This window comes from Nonomuraea sp. NPDC050556, assembly GCF_044457355.1.
Classification (GTDB): domain Bacteria; phylum Actinomycetota; class Actinomycetes; order Streptosporangiales; family Streptosporangiaceae; genus Nonomuraea.
The window spans coordinates 75,302-101,737 of the sequence record NZ_JBITGU010000001.1; the positions used below are offsets into that span (position 1 = coordinate 75,302).

Consider the following 26,436-nt stretch of genomic DNA (forward strand, 5'->3'; position numbering starts at 1 on the left):
GCCGTGACCTCGTCACGACACAACCCGGGTACGGTTCCCGGTGTGATCGAGATTCATCTCGGCCCCGACGACCTGGCCAGGATCCGCTTCGCCCGCTCGCCCATGGGAGAGCTGGCGAGCTCCCTGCAGTTGCTGGGCGACCCGGGCCGCCAGACGGTCTTCCGCCCGTGGGTGAGCGCCGTCGAGCCGATGCTGCGCGGGGTGCGCCTGCGGATCCTTCCCGCGCTGGTGGGAGGGCCGCACTGGTCGGCCGACTTCCTCACCCCGCCGCCGGTGCGGATGAGCGCGGAGTTCGAGGAGGAGCTGGAGCGGGTGCGCGCCTCGTCGCCGTCGCTGGTGCGGGCCTCCATCGACGAGATGTACGACGAGGTGCCCGCCGTGCTGGCAGCGCTCTACGACGACCCGGAGCGCGAGCTGGGCAAGGTGGCCGACGAGCTGAGCGTGTACTGGAAGGTCGCGGTGCGTCCGGTGTGGCCGAGGCTGCGCGCGGTCGCCGACGCCGACCTCGGCTACCGGGCCCAGGCGGTCACCACGGGCGGGCTGGCCAAGCTGCTGGCCGACCTGCACCCGGGGATCGAGCACTCGGCCGAGGGGATGCGGGTGCTGTCGCCGCGGTGGAAGGGCGAGCACCGGCTCAACGGGTCTGGGCTGGTGCTCATCCCGTGCGTGTTCGCCTGGCCGCAGCTGATCATGCTGTTCGACGAGCCGCGGCAGTCGGCGTTCTCCTACGCGCCGCGCGGGGTGGCCAACGTGTGGAACCAGATCCCGGACATGGCGCAGGAGCCGCTGAGCGACCTGATCGGGCGGAGCAGGGCCAGCCTGCTGGCGCACCTGGAGCTGCCGCTGTCGACGACGCAGCTGGCCGGGTACATGGGGCTGACGCCGGCCGCGGTGAGCCAGCACCTGTCGGTGCTGCGCCGCAGCAGCCTGGTGACCTCGCGCCGGGACGGCAGGGCCGTCCTCTACCAGCGCACGTCGCTGGCGACCGAGCTGCTCAACCAGGCCGGGTAGGTGCCGGGCGGCGCGTGTGCCATCGAGGCGCGGCAGGGGTAGTCATCTACAAGGTCCGCATCCAGGTGGGCGTGGGTGTGGTGCGGGTTCCCTCCAGTCGGAATATGTGACATATTACTGGAAGGAGGTGGGACTGCAGAATGTCCGATGTGATCATCATCGGCGCCGGGGTCGTCGGCGCGGCCTGTGCCTACTATGCGGCACGCGCCGGGCTGGACGTGACCGTGGTCGATCGGGGGCCGGTCGCGGCGGGCACGACCGGCGCGGGCGAGGGCAACATCCTGGTCTCCGACAAGGAGCCGGGACCGGAGCTGGACCTGGCGCTGCTGTCCAACCGCCTCTGGCGCGACCTGGCCGAGCACGGCGGCTTCGAGTTCGAGGCCAAGGGCGGCCTGGTCGTCGCCGAGACCCCGCAGGTGCAGGAGCAACTGACCGACCTGGCCGTCAAGCAGGGCGTCGAGCACACGGTCGTCCCCGGCCCCGCGCTGCACGGCTACGAGCCGCACCTGGCCCCCGGCCTGGCCGGCGGCGTCTACTACCCGCAGGACGCCCAGGTGCAGCCCATGCTCGCCGCGGCCCAGCTCATCAGGCACGGCGCGGAGGCCTACGGGCACGGCGCGCTGCGCCTGCGCACCGGCGTGACGGTGACCGGCCTCATCCAGTCCTCAGGCCGCGTCACAGGAGTCCGTACGGACCACGGCGACATCCTCGGCGGCGCGGTCGTCAACGCGGCGGGCACCTGGGGCGGCGAGATCGCCGCGATGGGCGGCGCGCACCTGCCCATCCTGCCCAGACGCGGCTTCATCCTCGTCACCGAGCCCCTGCGCGACCCCCTGATCAGGCACAAGGTCTACACCGCCGCCTACGTCACCAACGTGGCCAGCTCCTCTGAGGCGCTGGAGACCTCGGCCGTCGTGGAGGGCACCCCGGCGGGTACCGTCCTCATCGGCGCCAGCAGGGAACGCGTCGGCTTCTCCCGCGAGATGTCGCTGCCCGTCCTCGGACGGCTCGCCGCGCAGGCGACCGCGCTGTTCCCGGTGCTGTGCGACGTCCGTGTCATCCGGTCCTACCTGGGCTTCCGCCCCTACTGCCCCGACCACCTGCCGGTGATCGGCGCCGACCCGCGGCTGCCCGGCCTCTACCACGCGTGCGGGCACGAGGGCGCGGGCATCGGGCTGGCCCCGGCGACCGGCTACCTGCTCGCCCAGCAGCTCAGCGAGACGGGCACCGACCTGGACCTGCACCCGTTCCGCCCCGACCGTTTCGCCCAGGAGTCGTGATGGCCTTCGAGATCTCGGTGGACGGCCGCCCGGTGCCCGTGGCGCCCGGCCAGACGATCGGCGCCGCGCTGCACGCGGCCGGGATCGTCTCGTGGCGCACGACCAGGTTCGGCGGGCGGCCGCGCGGGCTGTTCTGCGGCATCGGCGTGTGCTTCGACTGCCTGGTCAGCGTCAACGGCGCCCGCGAGCAGCGCGCCTGCCTGCTGGAGGCCCGGCCCGGCGACGAGGTGAGCACCTCATGACCACGTATGACCTCGTTGTCGTCGGCGGTGGCCCATCCGGGGTCGCGGGCGCGCTCTCCGCGGCGCTCGCTGGTCTGCGCGTCGCCTTGCTGGACGCGGGGCCGAGGCTCGGCGGGCAGTACTTCCGCCACTCAGCCTCACCCCAGGACCTTCACCACGGCCTCGACCGCTTCCTGCGGCAGGCCGACGCCCTGGGCGAGCGCGCGGACGTGCTGACCGGCCACCAGGTCTGGGCCGTCTCGCGGGAGGACGAAGGCTTCGCCGTCCACGCGCTCGCGGGCGAGACGCCCGTCACCGTGCGCGGGACCCGGCTGCTCATCGCGACCGGCGCGCACGACCGCCCCCTGCCCTTCCCCGGCTGGGACCTGCCCGGCGTCCTCACGGCAGGAGGCGCGCAGGCGCTGCTCAAGGGCAACAACGTGCGCGCCGGCCGCCGCGTCGTCGTCTCGGGCACCGGCCCGTTCCTGCTGCCCGTCGCCGCCTCGCTCGCCGCCGACGTGGTGGGCGTGTTCGAGGCCAACCGCGGCCTCGGGCTGGCCAGGCACCCGGTGCTCGCCGCTGCCAAGACAGGCGAGGCGGCCGGGTACGGCTTCGCGCTGGCCAGGCACCGCGTGCCGTACAGGACCAGACACGCCGTGGTCGCCGCGCACGGCGACGACCGGCTCACCCACGTGACGGTCGCCAAGCTCGACCGCGACTGGAACGTGCTGTCCACGCGGACCGTGGAGTGCGACACGCTCGCCACGGGCTACGGCTTCGTCCCGCAGCTCGACCTGCTCACCCAGCTCGGCTGCGCCACCGGGCACGACGCCGACGGCAGCCCCATCGTCACCGTCGACGCGGCCCAGTGCACCAGCGTGCCCGGCGTCTACGCGGCCGGCGAACCGACCGGCGTGGGCGGCGCTGTGCTCGCCGAGGTCGAGGGGCGCATCGCGGGACTGTCCCTGTCCGGCGTCGCCGTACCCGGACTGCTGCTGCGCAGGCGGGCCCGGCTGCGTGCCTTCGCGGCCGCGCTGCACGAGGCCTACCCCGTACGGCCGGGCTGGCAGAGCTGGCTGCGCGACGACACGCTCGTCTGCCGCTGCGAGGAGGTGCCGCTGTCGCGCGTGCGCGAGGCGCAGGAGCTGGGCGCCACCGAGGCCCGTTCCATCAAACTGCTGGCCAGGCCCGGTATGGGCTGGTGCCAGGGGCGGATGTGCGGCTACGCCGTCTCCTGCCTGGCGGGGGAGCGTCCCCAGGCTCCCCGCCGTCCCATCGCCCAGCCCATCACGCTGGGTTCGCTTGAGAGGATCAATGATGACGAATCGCGTTAAGCCTTGGCATGGAGTCATGGTGGCCACGGCGACACCCCTGCGCGATGACCTGTCCGTCGACTTCGACGGCTATGGCGAGCACTGCCGGTGGCTGGTGGAACAGGGCTGCGACGGCGTGGTGCCCAACGGCTCCCTTGGCGAGTACCAGACGCTGACCGCCGAGGAGCGGGCCAGGATCGTCGAGGTGGCCGTCGAAGCCGTCGGCGGGCGCAACGTGATGCCGGGCGTGGGCGCGTACGGCTCCGCCGAGTCGCGGCGCTGGGCCTCGGTGGCGCGCGACGCGGGCTGCGAGTCGGTGCTGCTGCTGCCGCCCAACTCCTACCGCGCCGACGAGCGCATCGTCCTTGAGCACTACCGCGAGGTGGCCAAGGCCGGGGTGCCGATCGTGGCCTACAACAACCCCTACGACACCAAGGTCGACCTTACCCCGGCGCTGCTGGCCAAGCTGTTCGACGAGGGGCTCATCGTCGCGGTCAAGGAGTTCACCGGCGACCCGCGCCGCGCCTACGAGCTGGCCGAGCTCGCCCCCGGGCTCGACCTGCTGATCGGCTCCGACGACGTGCTGCTGGAGCTGGCGCTGGCCGGGGCCGTCGGCTGGATCGCCGGATACCCCAACGCGCTGCCCGCCTCCAACGTCGCCCTCTACCGGGCCGCGATCGCCGGCGACCTCGACACCGCGCTGCCGCTCTACCGCACCCTGCACCCGCTGCTGCGCTGGGACTCCAAGACCGAGTTCGTCCAGGCCATCAAGCTGTCCATGGACCTCGCGGGCCGCCGCGGCGGCCCGTGCCGCGCGCCCAGGCTGCCCCTCACCCCCGAGCAGGAGGCCGTCGTGCGCGCCGCCACGGAGAAGGTCCTCGCGGAGGGGCTGCGATGAGGACCAAGCGCGTCTTCCACGCCGTCGACTCCCACACCGAGGGCATGCCGACCCGGGTCATCACCGGCGGCGTCGGCGTGATCCCCGGCAACTCCATGGCCGAGCGGCGCATCTACTTCCGCGACAACTTCGACCACATCAAGCAGCTGCTGATGAACGAGCCGCGCGGGCACTCCGCGATGAGCGGCGCCATCCTGCAGCCGCCGACCAGGCCGGACGCGGACTGGGGGGTGCTGTTCATCGAGGTGTCCGGGTACCTGCCGATGTGCGGGCACGGCACGATCGGGGTGGCGACCGTACTCGTCGAGACGGGCATGGTCGAGGTCGTCGAGCCCGTCACCACCGTGCGGCTGGAGGTTCCCGCCGGGCTCGTCGTGGTGGACGTGGCCGTGCAGGACGGCATGGCGATGTCGGTGACGCTGCGCAACGTGCCCAGCTTCTCCGAGCGCCTCGACGCCTTCGTCGAGGTCCCCGGCTATGGGCGGATTTCTTACGACCTGGCGTATGGGGGCAACTTCTATGCCATCGTCGACCTGGACTCCTACAAGCTGCCGTTCGACCGGTCGGCCAAGAACGAGATCCTCGCCGCCGGGCTGGCGACGATGGAGGCGATCAACGGGGTGGACGAGCCGGTCCACCCCGAGGACGACCGGATCCGCGGCTGCCACCACGTCTACTTCGCCGCGCCCGGCTCCGATGCGGCACACTCCAGGCATGCGATGGCGATCTACCCGGGGTGGTTCGACCGCTCCCCGTGCGGTACCGGCACCAGCGCCAGGATGGCCCAGCTGCACGCGCGCGGCGAGCTGCCCGTCGGGCAGGACTTCGTGAACGAGTCGTTCATCGGCACCCGGTTCGTCGGCAGGCTCGTGGAGGAGACCACCGTCGGCGGGCGCCCGGCCGTGGTGCCCACGATCACCGGGCGCGCCTGGGTCACCGGCACCGCGCAGTACTTCCTCGACCCCCGCGACCCCTTCCCCGAAGGTTTCATCCTTTGATCTCGACGATCGACTATCACACCGGTGGTGAGCCGTTCAGGATCGCCACCGGCGGGGTGCCGGACATCCCCGGGCGTACCGTCCTCGAACGCCGGAGCAACGCCGTACAGGTGGACCACGTGCGCAGGCTGCTGTGCCATGAGCCGCGGGGGCACGCGGACATGTACGGGTGCTTCCTCGTGCCGCCGGACGATCCCGGGGCGCATTTCGGGGTGCTGTTCTGGCACAAGGACGGCTATTCCACCGCCTGCGGGCACGGGACGATCGCCCTGGGGGTGCACGCGGTGCGCGAGGGCCTGGTCCCCGCCGCGCCGTCTGGTGTCACGGACGTGGTCATCGACGTGCCGTCCGGGCGGGTGGTGGCGCGGGTGGTCTGCTCCGAGGGGCGGATCACGTCGGTGACGTTCCGGAACGTGCCGTCGTTCGTGCTGGCGCGCGGGGTGGTGGCCGACGGGGTCAAGGTCGACATCGCGTACGGCGGGGCCATCTACGCCTCGGTGCCCGCGGCCTCGGTCGGGTTGTCGGTGACGCCCGGGGACCTGACGGCGTTGATCGCCCGGGCCCGTCGCATCAAGGCCGACCTGGCGGGACACCCTGCCTCTCTTCACCCCGCCGACGACCGGCTGTCGGGGATCTACGGCGTGATCTTCTACGACGAGCTGGAGCCCGGGCGGCAGCGCAACGTGACTGTCTTCGCCGACGGTGAGGTCGACCGGTCTCCTTGCGGGTCTGGTACGGCTGCGCGGCTGGCGTTGCTGCACGGGGAGGGGTTCACGGGGACACTGGTCCACGAGAGCATCGTGGGCACCGTCTTCACGGGGCGGGTGGTCGAGGTGACACCCCAGGGCGTGATCCCGGAGATCGACGGCATGGCGTACCGGACGGGACACCACAGCTTCGAGCTGGACCCCGACGACCCCCTCGGCACCGGCTTCACCCTCCGATGACCCCCACCCGATGCTTCGGGGCGGCTCCACACTTCAGGGCCGCCCCGTGCCTTGAGAGCCGTCGCGCGCCTCTGGCCGGTCCCGCGCCCTCGGGCCGCCCTGCCCTTCCCTGGGCGGTTACTCCCTCGCGAAGGGTCGTCTCTCCGAGGGTGGTTGTCTCTCCTCCGAGGATCCTCCCTTCTTCGCCCGGAGGACTTCATTGACCTGCGCCTCTTCCCTCCGGGCGGCGCGGCCCGCGATGCTGGGCACATGAGCGCCCTGCCCTACCTCGACGCGGCCACCCTCGAACGCCTCGTACCCGTGTCGCGTGCCGTACAGGTGCTTGAGGACGCCCTACACGCAGGTCTCGACCCCGAGGACACCCCGCAGCGCCCCCTCGTCGACCTCCCCGGCGGGCAGCTGCTCATGATGCCCGCAGCCGCGGGACGCTACGCCGGGGTCAAGGCGGTCACCGTCGCCCCGGGAAACCCGGCGCGCGGCCTGCCCAGGATCCAGGGGACGTACCTGCTGTTCGACGGCGACACCCTCGCCCCGCTGGCCGCCATGGACGGCATGGCCCTCACCACCCTGCGCACCCCCGCCGTCTCGGCGCTGGCCGTCAAACACCTGGCCGAGCCGGACGCCGGGGACCTGCTGGTCTTCGGCAGCGGCCCCCAGGCGTGGGGCCACGTGCTCGCCCTGCACGCCGTACGCCCCCTGACGAGAGTCACCATCGCGGGCCGCGACCTCGAGCGGGCGCAGGCCCTGGCCACCCGCTGCCAAGCCCTCGGCCTCCCCACCCGCCTCGCCCACGACCCCCTCACCGCAACCCAACCCGGCGCCCCGGCCCCCGGCGCAGGAGCCCTCAGCGCTTCCTCCTCGGGAGCCTTCGGGGATGTCACGGTCGCGGAGGCGGTCGGTGAGGCTGAGCTCATCGTGTGCTGCACCACCGCCAGGACCCCGCTCTTCGACGGCAAGCTCGCCCGCGACACCGTCACCGCCGTCGCCGTCGGCTCCCACGAACCCGACGCCAGGGAGCTCGACGACGACCTCATCGCCCGCTCCACCCTGGTGGTCGAGGCCAGGTCCGCGGCCCTCGCGGAAGCGGGGGATGTGATCGTGCCGTTGAGCCACGGTACGATCACCAGTGGTCATCTCGCCGGAAACCTCGCCGAGCTGATCGCCGGACGGGTGATCGCCGGCCCCCGCCCCCGCGTCTTCAAGAGCGTGGGTATGGCGTGGGAGGACCTGGTGGTCGCGGCGGCCGCATACGAGGCGTGGCAGGCATGAAGCGAAACCCGGACCCCCGGGGCACCGAGGACTCGTGCGAGCGACTACTCGCCCGGCCGGTCTTCTGGGAGACTCGGGGACCCGCGCGAGCGGGTTCTCGGAGATCCGGGGCTCGACCAGCGGGGTCCTGGGGTTTCCGGGAAGCGGGACACATGAAGCGGGAAGGGAAGCGGGGATGACGGCGGAGGATCGGCTCGTCCTACCGGTGGTGGGGGAGCGGCAGAGCCTGCGCGAGCAGGTGGCGCACGCGCTCCGCGCCGCGCTCATCACGGGCGAGATGCGGCCGGGCGTGGTCTACTCCGCGCCCGTGCTCGCCGGGCAGTTCGGCGTGTCGGCCACCCCGGTGCGCGAGGCCATGCTCGACCTGGCCAAGGAGGGCCTGGTCGAGGCGGTGCGCAACAAGGGGTTCCGGGTGACGGAGCTGTCCGACCGCGACCTCGACGAGCTCACCGAGATCCGCCAACTGATCGAGGTGCCCACGATCGCGCGCCTCGCGGACGCTTCCCGGGCGGCTGATTTCGAACGGCTCAGGCCGATCGCGCAGGAGATCGTCGATGCGGCGGAAAGCGGCGATCTGCTGGGGTACGTGGACGCTGACCTGCGGTTTCACGTGGAACTGCTGACGCTGTCAGGTAACGCGCACCTGGTGGAAGTGGTGAGAGATCTCCGTAACCGGGCGCGTTTGTACGGGCTGTCGCAGTTGTCGGAGCGGGGGACGCTCACGGACTCGGCTCGGGAGCATCTGCAGCTTCTGGACGCCCTGAAGGCGGGCGACAGCTCGGCGGCGCAGCACATCATGGGCGACCACATCCAGCACGTCCGCGGCATCTGGGCCAACCGCCCCGAATAACCCCGCGCGCTGGACCGCAGCCCTCACAAGCACAGCGGGCGTACCTGCCCGCCCCGGGGTGTGACGGGGCGTTGCGCGCCGCACCGGCGTGTCGCGTGGTGGTGCACGGCCCGCCCAGTCCGCTGTGGGGTTGCGCGGTCTGCCGGGGGTCAGGTGGGTGTGCCGATGGTGGCCCTGGCGAGCCAGAGTTCCCAGTTCGTCCGCAGGCGCGCGGGCAGTGGCGGCAGCCACGCGCACCGGCCCATGCTCAGCTCCGCCGTGGTCACCGCCTGTCCACGCCACCCACGACGGGCCAGCCACCCCACCGGGTCGGCGAACGAGCCGACGAACTCCGCCCCCCGAGCGCGCATCGCCGCGTGAAATCCCGCCAGCGCCGGATCGGCCATGAAGCTGTCGTGCGGCGCGTCGAACGTCAGCCACGACCCCGCCGCGGCCAGCGCGCTGAGCGTGTCCATGAGGGTGTCCGCCTCGCCAGGCGTGAGGTAGTAGAACAGCCCGTCGGCGATCCAGTGCGTGGCCACCGAAGGGTCGAACCCGGCGGCCAGCAACGGGGAGGCCCAGTCGCCCCGCAGGTCCGCCTCGACGTCGGCGATCCGGCACCGTGGACGGAACCCGGCCGCCGCCAGCAACTCCGCCTTGCCCGCCAGATGCCCAGGCAGGTCCACGTCGAAGTAGTGCAGGTCGTGGTCGACGGGCAGCCGGTACGGCCGGGCGTCGCTGCCCGCCCCGAGACACACCGCCTGCCGTACCCCGGACATGAGCAGCGTCTCGTCACCGAGCCGCGCCCGGATCGGGACGACCATGGACGGCGGGTCGGCGGGGAAGGCGGCCATCGACGCCTCCGACTCCGGAGTGACGAACGCGGTCGCGCATGGATCGCGGTGGTAAGCATCGGGGTGGGCGGTTTCGTTCCTGCGAACGATGGCCATCCAGTCGCTGGTCAACCTGACACCCTCGGTCATCCTGTGCCACCCTTGGTAGTCAACCGAAGGCTCATCGTAGTCAGCGGACCAGGAAGAGTCGACCCTGGAGCTCCGTTTGGGCGTTTAGTCCTTTTCGGTTAACCTGGAGAGGAAAGACAACGACGTCTTTGATGAGCACCAGCTTGTGAAAAGTTTCACGATCTTGTGCTGGAGGGAGAGCCATGAGCGCGCCGACCGTCGAACGCCCGCAAGCCCGCCACGCGACCACCGCACCGCCCGCGCCACGCGCCGGGGTGGCGCCCGTGATCTGGGCGGTCACCAGGATCGCGCTCGGCTTCATCTTCCTGTGGGCGTTCCTGGACAAGACCTTCGGCCTCGGCTTCGCCACCCCGGCGGCCAAGGCCTGGATCAACGGCGGCAACCCGACAGCCGGATTCCTCGGCGGGGTCGAGGGGCCCTTCGCCGGGATGTTCCACGCGATGGCCGGCACTCCGGTGGTGAACGTGCTGTTCATGGCGGGACTGGCCGGAATCGGGCTCGCGCTCGTCCTGGGCGTCGGGATGCGGATCGCCGCCGGAGCTGGGGCGCTGATGATGGTGTTCATGTGGATGGCGTCGCTGCCGCTGTCGAGCAACCCGTTCCTCGACGACCACCTGATCTACGCGCTCGTCCTCGTCGGCCTGGCCGCCGCCAACGCGGGCGCCACCCTGGGCCTCGGCCGCCGGTGGGCCGAGACCAGCCTGGTCAAGAGGCTCCCCATCCTCCGATAGCCAAGCCTGGCCGGTGGCACGTCCACCCCGATCCCCACCGGCCCTCCCGGTTCGCCGGTCCGCCCCGACCGACGAACCCCGCCGCGCGCCCGACCCCACCCGTCGGGCGCGCGGCCCTTTTCGTCTCAGGACGAAAACCTTTGGGGGTACGGCGGAGCCAGGAGACAGCCACCCGCCGACGCCGGTGACCGTCCGTCGATCATGGCACTCCAGGCCCGAAGCGACCCGCCGCGACATCGCCCGTCAGGCACCCACCAGGGAAGCGCCCGACACGACGATGTAACGGCGAGATCGTCACGGGCCTGGAGTGCCATGAAAGACAGGCGGTCACCCACGGCGGCGGGTGGCCGTCCCCTGGCGCGAGCCGTACCCCCAAAAAAGCAGCAACCTCCCAGAAAGCGTCAGGTGCGGGAGAAGCGGGTCGCGCCCAGGCTGGCCGCGACGATGCACATGATGGCCGCCCACTGCAGAACCCCCAGCAGCTCGCCCAGCACCACCACCCCCACCAGCGCCGCCACCGCCGGCTCCAGGCTCATCAGGATGCCGAACACGTGCTTCGGCATCCGGCGCAACGCCTCCAGCTCCAACGAGTAGGGGATCACCGACGACAGCAGCCCCACCCCCAGCCCGATGAGGATGATCTCCGGCTGCAGCAGGTCCACCCCGCCCGTCGTCACCCCGACCGGCGCCACGACCACCAGCGACACGATCATCGCCATCGACAGCCCGGAAGTCCCCGAGAACCGCTGCCCGACCGAAGCCGACAGCAGGATGTAGGCCGCCCACAACACCCCAGCGCCGAGCGCGAACGCGATGCCCAGCCAGCTCACCGTCGCCGCCTCGCCCCACGGCGCCAGCAACAACATCCCGGTCAGCGCCAGCCCCACCCACAGCAGGTCGAGCCGCCTGCGCGAGGCGGCCAGCGCCACCCCGAGCGGCCCCAGGAACTCGATGGCCACCGCGATCCCGATCGGCAACCTGGCGATGGACTCATAAAACGAAAGGTTCATGAGCCCGAGAGTCGCGCCGAACGCCAGCACCGCCAGCCCGTCGCGCCAGGTCATCCCCTTGAGCTTGGGCCTGGCCACCAGCCCCAGGATCAGCGCCCCGGCCGCGATGCGCATGAACACCACGGCGCTCGGCGGCAACGTGGCGAACAGCTGCTTGGCCAGCCCAGCCCCGAGCTGCACCGAGAAGATCGACAGCACCAGCAGGCCGGACGGCGGGATCGCGTCGACCGCGGTCCTGATGAAGGACCTGCGCGGGCCTGGTCCGTCGAAGGGCTGGTCAAGGGCGAAGGCGGTCACAAAGCACTCCTAGGGGGCTCAAACGTGCTCGCGAGCCTACCCACCCCCACTGACATCTTCCGTGCCCGGGGGTTACTCCCAGCGGAACGTGCGCGAGGCCAGCGTGAGGGTCCCGATCGCCCAGAGGAGCAGCACCACCACCGGCCCCCACGGCAGCCCCTCACCGGCGGAGAGCGCCGTGCGCAGCCCCGTGGTGAGCGCCCCGATCGGCAACGCGCGCAGGAACGGCTCCACCGCGTCGGGGAAGACCGCGAGCGGGAAGATCACCCCGCCGCACCCCAGCAGCACCAGGTAGACGAGGTTGGCAGCGGCGAGCGTCGCCTCGGCGCGCAGCACCCCGGCCATGAACAGCCCGAGCCCGCTGAACGCCGCCGTCCCGAGCAGGATCAGCAGCAGCGCCACCGCGAACGAGCCCCGCGGCTGCCAGCCCAGCGCCAGCGCCACCCCGACGATCACCACGACCTGCAGCGCCTCGACCGCCAGCACCGCGAGCGTCTTGGCCAGCATCAGCCCCGCCCTGGACAGCGGCGTCGCGCCCAGCCGCTTCAGCACGCCGTACCGCCGCTCGAAACCGGTCGCGATCGCCTGCCCGGTGAACGCCGTCGACATGACGGCCAGCGCCAGCACGCCGGGAGCGAGGAAGTCGACCCGGCGCCCGGCGCCCACGTCGACGAGCGGCGCCAGCGAGAACCCGACCAGCAGCAGCACCGGGATGATCAGCGTCAGCAGGAGCTGCTCGCCGTTGCGCAGGATGGCCCGCACCTCGGCGCCCGCCTGGGCGAGCACCATGCGCGGCAGCGGCGCTGCCCCGGGAGCCGGGGCGAAATCCAAGGTCATCGCAGCTCCCTCCCGGTGAGCTCCAGGAAGACGTCTTCGAGCGTGCGGCGTTCGATGCTCAGGTCGTCGGCCGTGACGCCCTCTGCCGCGCACCAGGCGGTGACCGTCGCCAGCAGCTCGGGCCCGACCTGCCCTTCGATGATGTAGTGGCCTGCCGGGGACTCCTTGGCCGCGCTGCCGTCCGGCAGGGCCGTCAGCAGCTCCTCCAGGGCCAGCCCCGGCCGGGCGCGGAAGCGGAGCTGCCGCTCGGCGCCGGTCAGCGTCGCTGGGCTGCCCTCGGCCACCACGCGCCCCCTGTCGATGATCACGACCTGGTCGGCCAGCCGTTCGGCCTCGTCCATGTGGTGCGTGGTCAGCACGACGGACACCCCGCTGGCCCGCAGCTCGCCGACCAGCTCCCAGCAGGCGTGCCTGGCCTGCGGGTCGAGCCCGGCCGTCGGCTCGTCGAGGAAGACCAGCTCGGGCCGCCCGACGACCGCGGCGGCCAGCGACAGCCGCTGCTGCTGCCCGCCGGACAGCCTTCTGTACGGCGTGCGGGCGTGTTCTGCCAGCCCGAGGCGGGTCAGGAGCGCGCCGGTGTCGAGCGGGGTGGCGTAGAAGCGCGCGACCAGCCGCAGCCATTCCGCGCAGCGCGAAGCCGGAGGAACGCCGCCCGCCTGGAGCATCACGCCCACCTTGGCGCGCAGCGCGTGGTCGCCCGGGTCGAGGCCGAGCACCCTGACCGTCCCCGCCGTGGGACGGCGGAACCCCTCGCAGATCTCGATGGTGGAGGTCTTGCCCGCGCCGTTGGGACCGAGGATCGCGGTCACGGCGCCGCGCGCCGCCGACAGGGTCAGGCCGTCGACGGCGGTGGCGCCGCCGTAGCGCTTGACCAGTTCGACGACCTCGACGGCTGGGGAGTCCATGGCCACGAGTTTAGGGACTGCTCGGGGTGGTTCCGCGCCCGACCTGCCGTGGCGTAAAGGCTGACGGAACATCTCCCCAAGTCGCGTGAAATGTCGGTCACAAGGTGTAAGGCTGGCATGTGGTTCAGGTCACACAGGAGGGTGCAAAATGTCAGAACGCAATGGCTATCAGCCTGGCGTCCCGTGCTGGGTGGATCTGTCGAGCACCGATGTCCCCGCCTCGACCCGGTTCTACGGCGACCTGTTCGGCTGGAGCGCCGAGATGGTCGACGACCCGGCCGCGGGCGGCTACGGGCAGTTCGTCTACAACGGCAAGAAGGTCGCGGGCGTGGGCCCGTCGTTCGCCGAGGGCATGCCGTCGGTCTGGAACGTCTACGTCTCCACCTCCGACATCGCCGCCACCGCCGACAAGGTCAAGAACTCCGGCGGCCAGGTCGTCATGGAGCCCATGGCCATCTTCGAAGAGGGCTCGATGGCCGTCTTCCAGACCCCGGACGGCGCCTTCGTCTCCGCCTGGCAGCCCGGCAACCACCAGGGCGCCGAGCTGGTCAACGAGCCGGGCGCCTTCTGCTGGAACGAGCTCGTCAGCAGCGACGTCGAGGCGGCCAAGCGCTTCTACCCGTCAGCGTTCGGCTGGACGGAGCACACCCAGGAGATGGAGGGCATGCAGTACACCGAGTGGCAGATCGGCGGCGACAGCGTCGCGGGCATGATGGCCATGTCGCCCGACTACCCGGAGGGCACGCCGTCCCACTGGTCGACCTACTTCGCGGTCGCCGACCTCGACGCCACCATCGCCAAGGCCCGCGAGCTGGGCGCCACGGTCATGGTCGACGCCATGGACTCGCCGTTCGGCCGGTTCGGAATGCTCATGGACCCGCAGGGTGCGGGCCTGGCGGTCATCCAACTTAACGAAAACGGGTGAGATTTCCGGATATCGGGAATTCGGCTGACCACATAGCGGTTTGATCCCTCGGCCCTCGTGGGTCGCAACGCCTGCGCGGGAGAGGGGTCAAACGCATGTCCGTGGCACAAGCCACTACGGTCGCAGCCACGGAGGGCAGCCGCAAACGCGGGCTCCTGCTCCTGATCCTCGGAGCGCTGTCGGCCATCGGGCCGCTGTCCATCGACATGTACCTTCCGGCGCTGCCCGCCATCACCGAAGAGATGCTCACAGGCCCGGCGCAGGTGCAGCTGACCCTCACCGCCTGTCTCATCGGCGTCTCCGTCGGCCAGGTGCTCGCCGGTCCGCTGAGCGACGTGCGCGGGCGCAGGATGCCGCTGCTCGTCGGCATCGCCGGATACGCGGTCGCCTCGCTGCTGTGCGCGTTCGCGCCTTCGGTCACCGTCCTCATCGTGCTCCGCCTCCTCCAGGGCATCCTGGGCGGCGCGGCGCTGGTGATCGTCCGCGCGGTGGTGCGCGACCTGTACGACGGCGCGGCCATCGCCCGCATCTTCGCCACCCTCATGCTCGTCAGCGGCCTCGCGCCGATCCTGGCCCCGATCGCGGGCGCGCAGCTGCTGGAGTTCACCTCCTGGCGCGGCGTCTTCGTGGCGCTCAGCCTGGCCGGTCTGCTGCTGCTGATGGCCGTGATCCCCGGCGTGCGCGAGACGCTCCCCGCGGACAAGCGGGAGAGCGGCGGGCTCAAACACACCGCCGCCACGTTCTGGGCCCTGCTCAGGGACCGCTCGTTCATGGCTTCGGCGCTGGCCGCCGGTCTCGGCTTCGGCGCGATGTTCGCCTACATCTCCGGCTCGCCGTTCGTGCTGCAGGAGGTGTACGGCGCGACGCCGACGCAGTATTCGCTCATCTTCGGCCTCAACGCGCTCGGTCTCACGCTGATGGCGCAGGTGGGGGGCAGGCTGGCCGGACGGGTCAATCCGGCCCGCCTGGTGCTCATCGGCCTGTGCGTGAGCATGGCGGGCGGCGTGTTGCTGCTGGTCGCCGCCTCCACGGGCATCGGGCTCGGCGGCGTGGTGGCGGCCCTGTTCGTCATCATGTGCGGCGCCGGGCTCACCCTGCCTGGCGCGGGCGCGCTCGCCCTGGCCGGGCAGCCCCAGCAGGTGGCCGGGAGCGCCTCGGCGCTGCTCGGCGTGCTGCAGTTCGCGCTCGGCGCGGTCTCCGCTCCGCTGGTGGGCCTGGCGGGCGCCGACAGCGCGCTGCCGATGGCCGTCGTCCTTCTCGGACTGACTATTGCGGCTTTTGTGGCATTCACCGTGCTTCGAAAAGTTAGGTAAGGCTTACCTGCGTGAGAAATTCCATTCGCCGTTCGTTTGAGATGCGGGAACGAATTAAGGCACACTGATGTTGTGAAAAACATGCAGGGGATCGAGAGCACCACGCGAGCACGCGTGGCGAGGCTCATCCTCGAGCATGGTCCCGTCACGGCCGCCGCCCTCGGCGAGCGGCTCGGGCTCACGCCCGCGGCGGTGCGCCGTCACCTGGACGCGCTGCTGGCCGACGAGATGATCGAACCCCGCACCGTGCGACCGCGCGGCCAGCGTGGCAGGGGCAGACCTGCCAAGCTGTTCGCCATCACCGACGCGGGGCGCAGTGCGTTCGAGCACGCCTACGACGATCTGGCCGGAAGCGCCCTGCGCTTCATGGCCGAGCGTATGGGCGAGCAAGCGGTGGCGGAGTTCGCCCGCTCGCAGGTCTCTGGCCTGCTGCAGCGGCTTGAGCCCGTCATGCGCACGGTGCCTGAGGACCAGCGCGCGAAGGTGCTGGCCGAGGCGCTCTCGGCAGAGGGGTACGCGGCCAGCGCCAGCAAGGCGCAGTCCGGCGGCGACCAGCTCTGCCAGCACCACTGCCCGGTGGCGCACGCGGCGGCGGAGTTCCCGCAGCTGTGTGAGGCCGAGACGGAGGCGTTCGCGCAGCTTCTCGGCACTCCGGTGCAACGCCTGGCCACCATCGCACACGGCGACGGGGTCTGCACGACACATGTCAGCCCCGTCAGACATAAAGAGAGCAAGGAGACCGGAAGGTGACTGTCACCGACCGCCCGGAGCTGGAAGGCCTCGGGAATTACAAGTTCGGCTGGGCCGACTCCGACGCCGCGGGCGCCGCGGCCAAGCGAGGCCTGTCCGAGGAGGTCGTCCGCAACATCTCCGCGCTCAAGAACGAGCCGGAGTGGATGCTCGACCTTCGCCTGAAGGGCCTCCGCCTGTTCGGCAAGAAGCCGCTCCCGACGTGGGGCTCCGACCTCACCGGCATCGACTTCGACAACATCAAGTACTTCGTGCGCTCCACCGAGAAGCAGGCCGCTTCCTGGGAAGAGCTGCCTGAGGACATCAAGAACACCTACGACAAGCTCGGCATCCCCGAGGCGGAGAAGCAGCGCCTCATCGCCGGCGTCGCGGCTCAGTACGAGTCCGAGGTGGTCTACCACCAGATCCGCGAGGACCTGGAGGAGAAGGGTGTCATCTTCGTCGACACCGACACCGGCCTGCGCGAGCACGAGGAGCTCTTCAAGGAGTACTTCGGCTCGGTGATCCCGGTCGGCGACAACAAGTTCGCCGCGCTCAACACCGCGACCTGGTCCGGTGGCTCGTTCATCTACGTGCCGCCGAACACCAACATCGACATCCCGCTGCAGGCCTACTTCCGGATCAACACCGAGAACATGGGCCAGTTCGAGCGCACCCTGATCATCGTGGACGAGAACTCCTACGTCCATTACGTCGAGGGCTGCACTGCGCCGATCTACTCCAGCGACTCCCTGCACTCCGCGGTCGTCGAGATCATCGTGAAGAAGGGCGCCCGCTGCCGTTACACGACCATCCAGAACTGGTCGAACAACGTCTACAACCTGGTCACCAAGCGCGCCGTCGCCTACGAGGGCGCCACCATGGAGTGGATCGACGGCAACATCGGGTCCAAGGTCACGATGAAGTACCCGGCCGTCTACCTCATGGGCGAGCACGCCAAGGGCGAGACGCTGAGCGTCGCGTTCGCCGGCGAGGGCCAGCACCAGGACGCCGGGTCCAAGATGGTCCACCTGGCCCCGCACACCAGCTCCACCGTGATCTCCAAGTCGGTGGCGCGCGGCGGCGGCCGGACGTCCTACCGCGGCCTGGTCCAGATCGAGGAGGGCGCGTACGGCTCGGCCAGCACGGTCAAGTGCGACGCGCTCCTGGTCGACCAGATCAGCCGCTCGGACACCTACCCCTACGTCGACGTCCGCGAGGACGACGTGCAGATGGGCCACGAGGCCACGGTCTCCAAGGTGAGCGACGACCAGCTGTTCTACCTCATGAGCCGCGGGCTGGGCGAGGACGAGGCCATGGCGATGATCGTGCGCGGCTTCGTCGAGCCGATCGCGCGTGAGCTGCCCATGGAATACGCGCTCGAGCTGAACCGCCTGATCGAGCTGCAGATGGAAGGAGCCGTCGGCTGATGGGCCTGAACGACAACAAGCCCCTGTCGACCCTGCACGAGAAGGCGTCCTACAGTCTGGACGACTTCGAGGTGCCCACGGGCCGCGAGGAGAGCTGGCGCTTCACGCCGCTCTCCCGTCTGAAGGGCCTGCACAACGGCACGGCGAGCGCCAGCGGTCACGTGATCGTCGACGTCGACGCCGCGCCCGAGGTCACCGTGGAGACGGTCGGCCGCGACGACGCGCGCATCGGCAAGGCGTACACGCCGACCGACCGCGTCAGCGCCCAGGCCTACAACTCCTTCGAGAAGGCCACCGTGATCACGGTCCCGCGCGAGGCGGTCGCCTCCAAGGCCACCGTGCTCACGCTGACCGGCTCCGGTGACGGCGCCGCCTACGGCCACATCGTCATCGACGTACAGCCGATGGCAGAAGCCGTGATCGTGCTCGACCACAAGGGCAGCGCCGTCTACGCCGACAACGTCGAGTTCGCCGTCGGCGACGGCGCCACGCTCAAGGTCGTCAGCCTGCAGGACTGGGCGGCCGACGCCGTGCACGTCTCCCACCACCACGCGCAGCTCGCCAAGGACGCGACGTTCCGCAGCTTCGTGGTGACCTTCGGCGGAGACCTCGTACGGCTGTCGCCGAGCGTGTCCTACACCGGCCCCGGCGGCGACGCCGACCTGTCCGGCCTCTACTTCGTGGACGCCGGCCAGCACCTGGAGCACCGCCTGCTCGTCGACCACTCGCAGCCCAACTGCAAGAGCAACGTCGACTACCGCGGCGCGCTGCAGGGCGAGGACGCCCACGCGGTCTGGATCGGCGACGTGATCATCAGGGTCGAGGCCGAGGGCACCGACACCTACGAGCTCAACCGCAACCTGATCCTCACCGACGGCGCCCGCGCCGACTCGGTGCCCAACCTGGAGATCCTCACCGGCGAAGTGGCCGGGGCCGGGCACGCGTCCGCCTCGGGCCGCCTCGACGACGAGCACATCTTCTACCTTCAGGCCCGCGGCATCCCCTACGACGAGGCGCGCCGCCTGGTCATCAGGGGCTTCCTCGGCCAGCTCGTCGAGAAGATCGAGATCGGAGAGATCCGCGACCGTGTGCTCACCGCACTGGATGCGGAGCTCGCGCGATGAGCTTCGAGAAGGTCTGCAAGGTCAGTGACGTCCCCGACGGGGGCGTCATCGGCCTGGAGGTGGGGGAGACCCCCGTCGCGCTGGTGCGCAAGGGCGAAGAGGTCTTCGCGCTGCACGACGTGTGCTCGCACGCCGAGGTGAAGCTCAGCGAGGGCGAGGTCTACGACGGCACCCTGGAGTGCTGGCTGCACGGCTCGTGCTTCGACGTCAGAAGCGGCAAGCCCACAGGACCGCCCGCCACCAAGCCAGTCAACGTCTACCGAGTCAAGATCGACGGCGACGACGTTCTCGTCTCGCTCTCGAAGGAGTCATAACGTGTCCACCCTTGAGATCCGTGACCTGCACGTCGCCGTCGAGGACAAGGAAATCCTGCGCGGCGTCAACCTCACCGTGAAGGCCGGGGAGACCCACGCCATCATGGGCCCCAACGGCTCCGGCAAGTCGACGCTCGCCTACGCGATCGCCGGTCACCCGAAATACACCATCACCGGTGGCCAGGTGCTGCTCGACGGCGTCGACCTGCTCGAGATGACCGTCGACGAGCGGGCCCGCGCCGGCCTGTTCCTGGCCATGCAGTACCCGGTCGAGGTTCCCGGCGTCAGCGTCTCCAACTTCCTGCGCTCGGCGGTGACGTCGGTGCGCGGCGAGGCGCCGAAGCTGCGCGAGTTCGCCAAGGACCTGAAGGCCGGCATGGACGCCCTGTCCATCGACGCCGCCTTCGCCACCCGCAACGTCAACGAGGGCTTCTCCGGCGGCGAGAAGAAGCGCCACGAGATCCTCCAGATGGAGCTCCTCAAGCCGAAGATCGCCGTGCTCGACGAGACCGACTCCGGCCTCGACGTCGACGCGCTGCGCGTGGTGTCGGAGGGCGTCAACCGCTTCCGCGCCTCCGGCGACACCGGCGTCCTGCTGATCACGCACTACACGCGCATCCTGCGGTACGTGAAGCCCGACTTCGTGCACGTCTTCTCCGCCGGCCGCATCGTCGAAGAGGGCGGCCCCGAGCTGGCCGACAAGCTTGAGGCCGAGGGGTACGAGGCCTACACGAAGGCATCGGCGTAATGAGCGAGACGTTCGACGTGGACAGGATCAGGAAGGATTTCCCGGTCCTGTCCCGCGAGCTGCCCGGCGGGCGCCCGCTGATCTACATCGACTCGGGCAACTCCTCGCAGAAGCCGACGCAGGTCGTCGAGACCATGCGCGACCACTTCGCGAACCACTACAGCAACGTCGGCCGCGCCATGCACGTGCTCGGCAGCGAGTCCACCGAGGCCTACGAGGACGCCCGCGACAAGATCGCGGCGTTCATCGGCGCGCCGTCGCGCGACGAGGTCATCTTCACCAAGAACGCCTCAGAGGCGCTCAACCTGGTCGCCTACTCCTTCGGCAACCGCACCAACACCGACCCGCGCTTCACCCTCGGCCCCGGCGACGAGATCGTCATCTCCGAGATGGAGCACCACTCCAACATCGTGCCGTGGCAGATGCTCGTGCAGCGCACCGGCGCGACGCTGAAGTGGTTCGGCGTGACCGACGACGGCCGGCTCGACCTGGCCGACGGCGTCATCACCGAGCGGACGAAGATCGTCTCGATCGCGCACCAGTCGAACGTCCTCGGCTCGGTCAACCCGGTCGCCGAGGTCGTGCGCCTGGCCCGCACGGCCGGCGCGCTCGTCATGCTCGACGCCTCCCAGTCCGTGCCGCACCACCCGGTGAACGTGGCCGGGCTGGACGTCGACTTCGTCGCCTTCACCGGCCACAAGATGCTCGGCCCGTCCGGCATCGGGGTCCTGTGGGGGCGTCAGGAGCTGCTGGAGGCCATGCCGCCGTTCCTGGGCGGCGGCGAGATGATCGAGGCGGTCTGGATGGACCACTCGACCTACGCGGCCGTGCCGCACAAGTTCGAGGCGGGCACGCCGCCGATCGTCGAGGCCATCGGCCTCGGGGCGGCGGTCGACTACCTCAACGCGGTCGGCATGGACGCGATCGAGGCGCACGAGCGGGAGCTGACGGCCTACGGGCTGGAGGCGCTGCGGAGCGTCCCCGCGCTGCGGCTGATCGGCCCTGACTCGCTGGAGGACAGGGGCGGCATCCTGTCGTTCACGCTGGACGGGATTCATCCGCACGACGTGGGGCAGATCTTGGACGACCAGTTCGGCATCGCCGTACGGGTGGGTCATCACTGCGCCCGGCCGCTCCACCTGAGGTTCGGAATACCGGCGACCACGCGGGCGTCGTTCTACCTGTACAACACCACGGGCGAGATCGACGCCCTGGTGCGCGGCCTCCATCATGTGCAGAAGGTGTTCGCATAGCCATGATCTCCGAGTCGATGTACCAGGAGCTGATCCTGGAGCACTACAAGCACCCGCAGGGCCGGGGGCTGCGCGAGCCGTACGACGCCGAGGTTCACCACGTGAACCCCACGTGCGGCGACGAGATCACGCTCCGGGTCAAGCTGGGCGACGGCGGCAAGGTCGAGGACGTGTCCTACGACGGCCAGGGCTGCTCCATCAGCCAGGCGGCCGCCTCGGTCCTGCACGAGCTGACCACCGGCTCGACCGTCGAGGAGACGCTCTCGGTCGTCGACGAGTTCACCAGGCTCCTGCAGGGCAGGGGCAAGGTGGAGCCGGACGAGGACGTGCTGGGCGACGCCGTGGCGTTCGCGGGTGTGGCCAAGTTCCCGGCCCGCGTCAAGTGCGCGCTGCTGTCGTGGATGGCCTACAAGGACGCTGTTGTGAGGAGTACGGCATCGTGAGAGAGCGCAGCGAACGACAAATAGGCTCGTCAAGCTTGCTTGCCACAGGGCCGACGAAGGAGGCACTGTGAGCAAGCCTGTTGAGACGCCCGTCGGGTTCGACGGGGAGACCACGCACGACGAGGTCATGGAGGCGCTCAAGGACGTCGTCGACCCCGAGCTCGGCATCAACGTCGTCGACCTCGGCCTCATCTACGGCCTCAACCTGGACCCCGCCGAGGGCGCCGACAAGCCCGTCGCGACCATCGACATGACGCTCACCAGCGCGGCCTGCCCGCTGACCGACGTCATCGAGGACCAGGCGCACTCCGCGCTCGACGGCATGGTCTCCGACGTCAAGATCAACTGGGTCTGGCTGCCCCCGTGGGGCCCGGACAAGATTTCCGACGACGGTCGTGACCAGCTTCGTATGCTAGGCTTCAATGTCTGATCTTCTGAAGATCTGATCCGCTGTACGGCTGACGCCTCGGTGTCAGCCGCTTCAGCCTGCCAAGGCCCGGAAAGTCCGAGCCGCGCGCTCGGGAATACACCGTGTCCTTCCGTGCGTTTGGCAACATGTGCACCTGACGCATCAGTATGCGTGAGCCGCCTGCGGCCGGCACTTGGGTGCGCGTAGACGGCCCCCGTTTGACAGGGGGGCCAGTCCCCACCCCAGCGGTCGTTCCAGAGGGAACGCCCGTGTCTTGCACTGTGTACGGCACCGCCGTACGTCCCGGCTCGTCCTTTTCGCAGAAGTGACGCGCCACTTCGACTGAAAGGCACGACCTTCGTGACCATGCTTGACGCTGTTATGCCCGAAATCGCCTCCGTCGAGGAGCAGGGCCCGTCGGAATTCGAGCTGCTCGGCCTGCCGAAGCCGCTCATCACCGGCCTGTCCCGTCAGGGCATCAACAGCCCGTTCCCCATCCAGAGCGCCACGATTCCCGACGTTCTGGCCGGTAACGACGTGCTCGGCCGTGGCCAGACCGGCTCCGGCAAGACCCTCGCGTTCGGCCTGCCCACCATGGCGCGCATCTCCGGCCGACGCCCGACCCCCGGCCGCCCCCGCGCGGTCATCCTCGTGCCGACCCGCGAGCTCGCGCTCCAGGTCCACGACGCTCTCGAGCCGCTCGGCCGCGGCCTGTCCCTGCGGATGAAGGTCGTCGTCGGCGGCATGTCCATGGGCAAGCAGGTCGAGGCGCTGCGCCGCGGCGTCGACATCGTGATCGCCACCCCCGGCCGCCTCGGCGACCTCATCCGCCAGGGTGAGTGTTCGCTGGAGGAGGTCGACGTGACCGTCATCGACGAGGCCGACCACATGTGCGACCTCGGCTTCTTCCCCGTCGTGTCCGAGCTGCTGGCGATGACGCCCGCTGACGGCCAGCGGCTGCTGTTCTCCGCCACCCTCGACGGTGACGTGGACAAGCTGGTGCGCCGGTTCATGAAGGACCCGATCCACCACTCGATCGCGCCCGCGACCTCCCCGGTCGACACCATGGAGCACCACGTGCTGCAGGTGACCCGCGACGACAAGTTCGACATCACCGCCGAGATCGCCAACCGCGAGGGCAGGACGATCATCTTCGTCCGCACCCAGCACGGCGTCGACCGGCTGTGCAAGCAGCTCGCCCGCGTCGGCGTGAAGTCGGGCGGCCTGCACGGCGGCAAGCGCCAGAACCAGCGCACCCGCATCCTGGCCGAGTTCAAGGAGGGCCAGGTCGACGTCCTGGTCTGCACGGACGTCGCGGCCCGCGGCATCCACGTCGACAACATCAGCCTCGTGCTGCACGTCGACCCGCCGCAGGACCACAAGAGCTACCTGCACCGCGGTGGCCGTACCGCTCGCGCGGGGGAGAAGGGCACCGTCGTGACCCTGGTCCTGCCGAACGAGCGCCGCTCCACCGAGTCGCTCACCAAGCGGGCCGGGATCCACCCGTTCCGACTCAAGGCCACGCCGGGTCACCCGCGCCTGGCCGAGATCGCCGGCGCTCGCCAGCCGAGCGGCGAGTCGATCCCGGTCTGGGAGCCCGACGTCCGCAAGCCGCTGCGTCCTCGTCGTGAGGGTTCGCACGGTGGTGGCGGCGGCGACCGTCGCGGCCGTCGTGGGCCGCGCCGGGAGTTCGACGGCGAGCGCCGTCCGCGCCGGCACGACGGTGCGGCGCCTGCCGCTTCCGGCGAGACCCGCACCTTCGGTGAGGGCCGGCAGGGTGGTTACCGCGGCGGTCCGTCCACCGGTGGTGGCGGTTACCGCGGGGGGAACGAGGGCGGTTACCGCTCTGAGCGCCCGGCCACCTCTGGCGGCTACCGTTCGGAGCGCCCGGCACCCTCTAGCGGTTACCGCTCCGACGACCGTGGACGCCCGTTCTCGGCTGACAGTGGTGCGCGCAGTGGTTACCGCACGAACGACGACAGCCCGCGTGGGGGCGGCTTCCGCTCCGACGACCGTGGCGACCGCGGCCGTCCGTTCTCCGCCGACCGCGGCGCTTACCGTGCGGACGACCGTCCTCGTGACGGTTACCGCGCGGGTGCTCCTCGTACGGAGGACCGTCCCCGTGACGGTTACCGCGCCGGGGCTCCTCGCACTGAGGAGCGCTCGGGTGGGTACCGCTCGGGTAACACGGGCGGCGGCGGTGGCTACCGCGCCGACCGCGGCACCACCGGCGGCCGCCGCTACGGCCGTTAGTCTCTGAACGAACAGGGCCCGTTGTACCTCGCATGAGGCACAACGGGCCCTTTCGCTTTCCCGCCACCTGCGCTTAGCCCCCATCCGGTGCCCTACTCCCCACCCGCCCGCCCTTGGTCCCGCTGTGGCGCGCGACCTCTGGCAGCTCGCGTCAGTGCATGGCAAGCAAACACACGACCCCGCGATACCCGCCCCTCTGGATACCCCTGCCCCACCAGATGGGCCCTGGATGGGGTGGCCGTTGTCAGGGCGCCGCTGTTTGAGCGGTTGATGGAGGCGATGATCGCCGAAGCTGCGGCGCCCGGCCGGGCGGACACGCAAGAGGTCCTAGTGGCGTGTGCCTCCGGGGAGGACGATGGCGGCCTGGCCGGGGAGGTCGAAGAGGGGAATGCGGCCGGTGGGGGAGACGGACTCCAGCTGCTGTCGGCCGCGGGCCTGGTCGTTGGGGAGGCGGATGATGGCGAAGCCGCCCGCGACAGGGCCGACGGGGAACTCGTCGGCCGATAGCGCCACCCGGTTCTGTCGCTTGCCGTCGGCGTTGAAGGTCAGAACGGCGATCCGGTCGGCGGAGTACTCCAGCACGAACAGGCTCTCGCCGTACACCTGGATCGAGACCCCGTGGTCGGTGTCCGAGAACACGCCTTCGTCGGATGTCAGCACCACGGTCTTTCCGTCGTGCTGGAGGGTGAGGCGGTTCCGCGGGGACGGGCTGGAGGTCAGGAGGATGGGGGCGCCCGATGGCAGCAATCCCACCGGTTCCTGCCCCTCGGGCACCGAGAGCGGAGTGTGAACGCCGTTCGACAGGTCCAGGACCACGTACGATGAGACGTTCCCGCTCGCGTGGTATCCGGCGATCAGCCGCCGCGAGTCCGCAGACCACGCCCACGGGCTGTACGCGCTGTCAGCACCCCCACCCACCGGTGGCTCCAGGTGGTGGACGGCGCTGCCCAGGAGGTCCCTGACCTCGTATCCTCCGTCGACCGGCCGCCCGAGCCACCGCCCGTCCGGCGAGAGGGTGATGTTGCCCGGTGGGTAGACGGTCCGCTGCCCCAGCAGGCGTTGCGTGCCGTCGGTGAGCACCAGGAAGGTCGGGCACGCGGACTGGCAGGCCGTGTACACCAGCGCCCCCCGCCCCACAGGCCCGGTGACAGGCAGTGGTGGGGCGTCGGCTGGAGGTTGTATGGCAGGCACGGAAGGCGGCGCCGACGCGACCGTGGCCGTGCCGTCCCCACGAGGGGAAAGCCACTGCTGGACGCCGACGCCCAGGGCGATCGCCAGCACCCCGGCCACCACCGCCCGCCGCCTCCGCCTCGCGCGCAGCGTCCCCAGTGCCCTACCGGCGTCGGTGTAGTCGCGGGCGTCCTGGTCGAGCCGGTGATACGCCTCACCGAGGTGGGGGTTCACGAGCGCACCTCCGCTTCGAGTAGTTCGGGAGCCACCTGACGCAACCGTCTCAGCGCGTCGTGCGTGTGCCGCTTGACCGTGCCGACGGAACACCCGAGCTCGGCCGCCACGGCGCTCTCCGTCAGGTCCTCGTAGAAGCGGAGATACAGCACGATCCGCTGCTTCGGCCCGAGCACGCCCAGCGCCCGCACCAGCGCGACCTTCAGGTCGGTCTGCGATGACTCGTCCGCACGCGGTGAAGGCTCAGGCAGCTGCGAGGTGAGGAAGAAGGTCAACCGGCGAGGCCGCCGCCACGTGCGCAGCTGGTTGAGCATGACCCTGCGGACATAGGGTTCCGGGTCGCCCTTCCTGACCAGCTTCTGCCAGCGGGCGGCGACCTTGACCAACGCCTCCTGCACCAGGTCCTCGGCCAGGCCGTGGTCCCCGGTGAGCAGGTAGGCGGTGCGCGACAGCGCCAGGCCGCGCGCGGCCACGAACTCGCGGAACCCGTCGTCTGCCACCTGTCACCTTCCGTCGCGTACCTCACCCCCACACACTCACCAAGACGGGCGAAAGGTTGAGT

General features: G+C 70.4%; 27 protein-coding genes. 21 read left to right on the top strand and 6 right to left on the bottom strand.

The genetic code is table 11. The annotated features are described in order from the left end of the window. Positions 1-42: 42 nt before the first annotated feature. From ACIBG8_RS00385 to ACIBG8_RS00425, 9 genes are all read left to right on the top strand, one after another. Complete coding sequence (locus tag ACIBG8_RS00385; RefSeq protein ID WP_397340241.1) at positions 43-1,011, top strand: helix-turn-helix domain-containing protein; 969 nt, start codon at positions 43-45, stop codon at positions 1,009-1,011. 140 nt (positions 1,012-1,151) lie between these two features. Then, positions 1,152-2,291, top strand: coding sequence for an NAD(P)/FAD-dependent oxidoreductase (locus ACIBG8_RS00390; protein WP_397340242.1), 1,140 nt, complete (start codon positions 1,152-1,154; stop codon positions 2,289-2,291). Beyond that, positions 2,291-2,533 carry a (2Fe-2S)-binding protein gene (locus ACIBG8_RS00395; RefSeq protein WP_397340243.1) on the top strand — a complete coding sequence of 81 codons (243 nt, stop codon included), beginning with the start codon at positions 2,291-2,293 and terminating at the stop codon, positions 2,531-2,533. Before ACIBG8_RS00390 ends, ACIBG8_RS00395 begins: the two co-directional genes overlap by 1 nt. Then, positions 2,530-3,846 (top strand): FAD-dependent oxidoreductase, encoded by a 1,317-nt coding sequence (locus tag ACIBG8_RS00400; protein WP_397340244.1) that lies wholly within the window; start codon positions 2,530-2,532, stop codon positions 3,844-3,846. Before ACIBG8_RS00395 ends, ACIBG8_RS00400 begins: the two co-directional genes overlap by 4 nt. Before the next feature lie 16 nt (positions 3,847-3,862). Further along, on the top strand, positions 3,863-4,723 hold the full coding sequence (locus tag ACIBG8_RS00405) for a dihydrodipicolinate synthase family protein (protein WP_397340245.1): 861 nt from the start codon (positions 3,863-3,865) through the stop codon (positions 4,721-4,723). Next, positions 4,720-5,721, top strand: a complete 1,002-nt coding sequence (locus ACIBG8_RS00410; RefSeq protein WP_397340246.1) for a proline racemase family protein — start codon at positions 4,720-4,722, stop codon at positions 5,719-5,721. Before ACIBG8_RS00405 ends, ACIBG8_RS00410 begins: the two co-directional genes overlap by 4 nt. Beyond that, a complete protein-coding gene (locus ACIBG8_RS00415; protein ID WP_397340247.1) occupies positions 5,718-6,668 on the top strand; it encodes a proline racemase family protein in 951 nt (316 codons plus the stop codon). The genes ACIBG8_RS00410 and ACIBG8_RS00415 overlap by 4 nt, the downstream gene beginning before the upstream one ends. A 249-nt stretch (positions 6,669-6,917) precedes the next feature. Continuing rightward, positions 6,918-7,937 carry an ornithine cyclodeaminase family protein gene (locus tag ACIBG8_RS00420; RefSeq protein WP_397340248.1) on the top strand — a complete coding sequence of 340 codons (1,020 nt, stop codon included), beginning with the start codon at positions 6,918-6,920 and terminating at the stop codon, positions 7,935-7,937. Between the two features lie 175 nt (positions 7,938-8,112). After that, positions 8,113-8,787 (top strand): GntR family transcriptional regulator, encoded by a 675-nt coding sequence (locus ACIBG8_RS00425; RefSeq protein WP_397340249.1) that lies wholly within the window; start codon positions 8,113-8,115, stop codon positions 8,785-8,787. 149 nt (positions 8,788-8,936) lie between these two features. Here ACIBG8_RS00425 and ACIBG8_RS00430 read toward each other — a convergent pair whose 3' ends face one another. Beyond that, complete coding sequence (locus ACIBG8_RS00430; protein WP_397340250.1) at positions 8,937-9,749, bottom strand: SAM-dependent methyltransferase; 813 nt, start codon at positions 9,747-9,749, stop codon at positions 8,937-8,939. Between the two features lie 182 nt (positions 9,750-9,931). Between ACIBG8_RS00430 and ACIBG8_RS00435 the strand changes: the two genes are divergently transcribed. After that, the gene (locus ACIBG8_RS00435; protein WP_397340251.1) at positions 9,932-10,480 is read left to right on the top strand and encodes a hypothetical protein; all 549 of its coding nucleotides are present in this window, start codon (positions 9,932-9,934) and stop codon (positions 10,478-10,480) included. A 401-nt stretch (positions 10,481-10,881) separates the two neighbouring features. Here ACIBG8_RS00435 and ACIBG8_RS00440 read toward each other — a convergent pair whose 3' ends face one another. The 3 genes from ACIBG8_RS00440 to ACIBG8_RS00450 all read right to left on the bottom strand — a co-directional run bounded on the left by ACIBG8_RS00440 (position 10,882) and on the right by ACIBG8_RS00450 (position 13,529). Next, positions 10,882-11,787, bottom strand: a complete 906-nt coding sequence (locus tag ACIBG8_RS00440; protein WP_397340252.1) for an EamA family transporter — start codon at positions 11,785-11,787, stop codon at positions 10,882-10,884. 72 nt (positions 11,788-11,859) lie between these two features. Next, positions 11,860-12,624 (bottom strand): ABC transporter permease, encoded by a 765-nt coding sequence (locus ACIBG8_RS00445; protein WP_397340253.1) that lies wholly within the window; start codon positions 12,622-12,624, stop codon positions 11,860-11,862. Then, entirely contained in the window at positions 12,621-13,529 is a 909-nt protein-coding gene (locus ACIBG8_RS00450) for an ABC transporter ATP-binding protein (RefSeq protein WP_397340254.1), read from the bottom strand. Before ACIBG8_RS00450 ends, ACIBG8_RS00445 begins: the two co-directional genes overlap by 4 nt. A 148-nt stretch (positions 13,530-13,677) precedes the next feature. Between ACIBG8_RS00450 and ACIBG8_RS00455 the strand changes: the two genes are divergently transcribed. The 11 genes from ACIBG8_RS00455 (at position 13,678) to ACIBG8_RS00505 (ending at position 24,470) form a co-directional block, all read left to right on the top strand. Continuing rightward, positions 13,678-14,454 carry a VOC family protein gene (locus ACIBG8_RS00455; RefSeq protein WP_397340255.1) on the top strand — a complete coding sequence of 259 codons (777 nt, stop codon included), beginning with the start codon at positions 13,678-13,680 and terminating at the stop codon, positions 14,452-14,454. A gap of 95 nt (positions 14,455-14,549) precedes the next feature. After that, on the top strand, positions 14,550-15,767 hold the full coding sequence (locus ACIBG8_RS00460; protein WP_397340256.1) for a multidrug effflux MFS transporter: 1,218 nt from the start codon (positions 14,550-14,552) through the stop codon (positions 15,765-15,767). Between the two features lie 81 nt (positions 15,768-15,848). Continuing rightward, positions 15,849-16,517 (top strand): helix-turn-helix transcriptional regulator, encoded by a 669-nt coding sequence (locus tag ACIBG8_RS00465; RefSeq protein ID WP_397343878.1) that lies wholly within the window; start codon positions 15,849-15,851, stop codon positions 16,515-16,517. Beyond that, a complete protein-coding gene (gene sufB / locus ACIBG8_RS00470) occupies positions 16,514-17,926 on the top strand; it encodes a Fe-S cluster assembly protein SufB (protein ID WP_397340257.1) in 1,413 nt (470 codons plus the stop codon). The genes ACIBG8_RS00465 and sufB overlap by 4 nt, the downstream gene beginning before the upstream one ends. Continuing rightward, a complete protein-coding gene (sufD, locus tag ACIBG8_RS00475) occupies positions 17,926-19,050 on the top strand; it encodes a Fe-S cluster assembly protein SufD (RefSeq protein ID WP_397340258.1) in 1,125 nt (374 codons plus the stop codon). The genes sufB and sufD overlap by 1 nt, the downstream gene beginning before the upstream one ends. Continuing rightward, a complete protein-coding gene (locus ACIBG8_RS00480) occupies positions 19,047-19,364 on the top strand; it encodes a non-heme iron oxygenase ferredoxin subunit (protein WP_397340259.1) in 318 nt (105 codons plus the stop codon). Before sufD ends, ACIBG8_RS00480 begins: the two co-directional genes overlap by 4 nt. Position 19,365: 1 nt before the next feature. Continuing rightward, entirely contained in the window at positions 19,366-20,112 is a 747-nt protein-coding gene (gene sufC, locus ACIBG8_RS00485; RefSeq protein WP_397340260.1) for a Fe-S cluster assembly ATPase SufC, read from the top strand. Further along, complete coding sequence (locus ACIBG8_RS00490) at positions 20,112-21,365, top strand: cysteine desulfurase (protein ID WP_397340261.1); 1,254 nt, start codon at positions 20,112-20,114, stop codon at positions 21,363-21,365. The genes sufC and ACIBG8_RS00490 overlap by 1 nt, the downstream gene beginning before the upstream one ends. A gap of 2 nt (positions 21,366-21,367) precedes the next feature. Next, entirely contained in the window at positions 21,368-21,808 is a 441-nt protein-coding gene (gene sufU / locus ACIBG8_RS00495) for a Fe-S cluster assembly sulfur transfer protein SufU (RefSeq protein WP_397340262.1), read from the top strand. A 67-nt stretch (positions 21,809-21,875) separates the two neighbouring features. Beyond that, complete coding sequence (locus ACIBG8_RS00500) at positions 21,876-22,238, top strand: metal-sulfur cluster assembly factor (RefSeq protein WP_397340263.1); 363 nt, start codon at positions 21,876-21,878, stop codon at positions 22,236-22,238. A 345-nt stretch (positions 22,239-22,583) separates the two neighbouring features. Next, entirely contained in the window at positions 22,584-24,470 is a 1,887-nt protein-coding gene (locus ACIBG8_RS00505; RefSeq protein WP_397340264.1) for a DEAD/DEAH box helicase, read from the top strand. A 327-nt stretch (positions 24,471-24,797) separates the two neighbouring features. On the opposite strand, the gene ACIBG8_RS00510 is transcribed toward ACIBG8_RS00505, so the two are convergent. Together ACIBG8_RS00510 and ACIBG8_RS00515 are read right to left on the bottom strand one after the other, a co-directional pair. Continuing rightward, a complete protein-coding gene (locus tag ACIBG8_RS00510) occupies positions 24,798-25,874 on the bottom strand; it encodes a hypothetical protein (protein WP_397340265.1) in 1,077 nt (358 codons plus the stop codon). Then, complete coding sequence (locus ACIBG8_RS00515; RefSeq protein ID WP_397340267.1) at positions 25,871-26,374, bottom strand: SigE family RNA polymerase sigma factor; 504 nt, start codon at positions 26,372-26,374, stop codon at positions 25,871-25,873. The genes ACIBG8_RS00510 and ACIBG8_RS00515 overlap by 4 nt, the downstream gene beginning before the upstream one ends. Positions 26,375-26,436 lie beyond the last annotated feature (62 nt).

Coding starts and splice junctions, on each gene's coding strand:
- ACIBG8_RS00445 (WP_397340253.1), bottom strand. CDS start 12,624: ATGACCTTGGATTTCGCCCCGGCTCCCGGGGCAGCGCCGCTGCCGCGC.
- ACIBG8_RS00505 (WP_397340264.1), top strand. CDS start 22,584: ATGCTTGACGCTGTTATGCCCGAAATCGCCTCCGTCGAGGAGCAGGGC.
- sufU (WP_397340262.1), top strand. CDS start 21,368: ATGATCTCCGAGTCGATGTACCAGGAGCTGATCCTGGAGCACTACAAG.
- ACIBG8_RS00410 (WP_397340246.1), top strand. CDS start 4,720: ATGAGGACCAAGCGCGTCTTCCACGCCGTCGACTCCCACACCGAGGGC.
- ACIBG8_RS00390 (WP_397340242.1), top strand. CDS start 1,152: ATGTCCGATGTGATCATCATCGGCGCCGGGGTCGTCGGCGCGGCCTGT.
- ACIBG8_RS00480 (WP_397340259.1), top strand. CDS start 19,047: ATGAGCTTCGAGAAGGTCTGCAAGGTCAGTGACGTCCCCGACGGGGGC.
- ACIBG8_RS00460 (WP_397340256.1), top strand. CDS start 14,550: ATGTCCGTGGCACAAGCCACTACGGTCGCAGCCACGGAGGGCAGCCGC.
- ACIBG8_RS00490 (WP_397340261.1), top strand. CDS start 20,112: ATGAGCGAGACGTTCGACGTGGACAGGATCAGGAAGGATTTCCCGGTC.
- ACIBG8_RS00435 (WP_397340251.1), top strand. CDS start 9,932: ATGAGCGCGCCGACCGTCGAACGCCCGCAAGCCCGCCACGCGACCACC.
- sufD (WP_397340258.1), top strand. CDS start 17,926: ATGGGCCTGAACGACAACAAGCCCCTGTCGACCCTGCACGAGAAGGCG.
- ACIBG8_RS00405 (WP_397340245.1), top strand. CDS start 3,863: ATGGTGGCCACGGCGACACCCCTGCGCGATGACCTGTCCGTCGACTTC.
- ACIBG8_RS00400 (WP_397340244.1), top strand. CDS start 2,530: ATGACCACGTATGACCTCGTTGTCGTCGGCGGTGGCCCATCCGGGGTC.
- ACIBG8_RS00450 (WP_397340254.1), bottom strand. CDS start 13,529: ATGGACTCCCCAGCCGTCGAGGTCGTCGAACTGGTCAAGCGCTACGGC.
- ACIBG8_RS00395 (WP_397340243.1), top strand. CDS start 2,291: ATGGCCTTCGAGATCTCGGTGGACGGCCGCCCGGTGCCCGTGGCGCCC.
- ACIBG8_RS00420 (WP_397340248.1), top strand. CDS start 6,918: ATGAGCGCCCTGCCCTACCTCGACGCGGCCACCCTCGAACGCCTCGTA.
- ACIBG8_RS00425 (WP_397340249.1), top strand. CDS start 8,113: ATGACGGCGGAGGATCGGCTCGTCCTACCGGTGGTGGGGGAGCGGCAG.
- ACIBG8_RS00430 (WP_397340250.1), bottom strand. CDS start 9,749: ATGACCGAGGGTGTCAGGTTGACCAGCGACTGGATGGCCATCGTTCGC.
- ACIBG8_RS00455 (WP_397340255.1), top strand. CDS start 13,678: ATGTCAGAACGCAATGGCTATCAGCCTGGCGTCCCGTGCTGGGTGGAT.
- ACIBG8_RS00465 (WP_397343878.1), top strand. CDS start 15,849: ATGCAGGGGATCGAGAGCACCACGCGAGCACGCGTGGCGAGGCTCATC.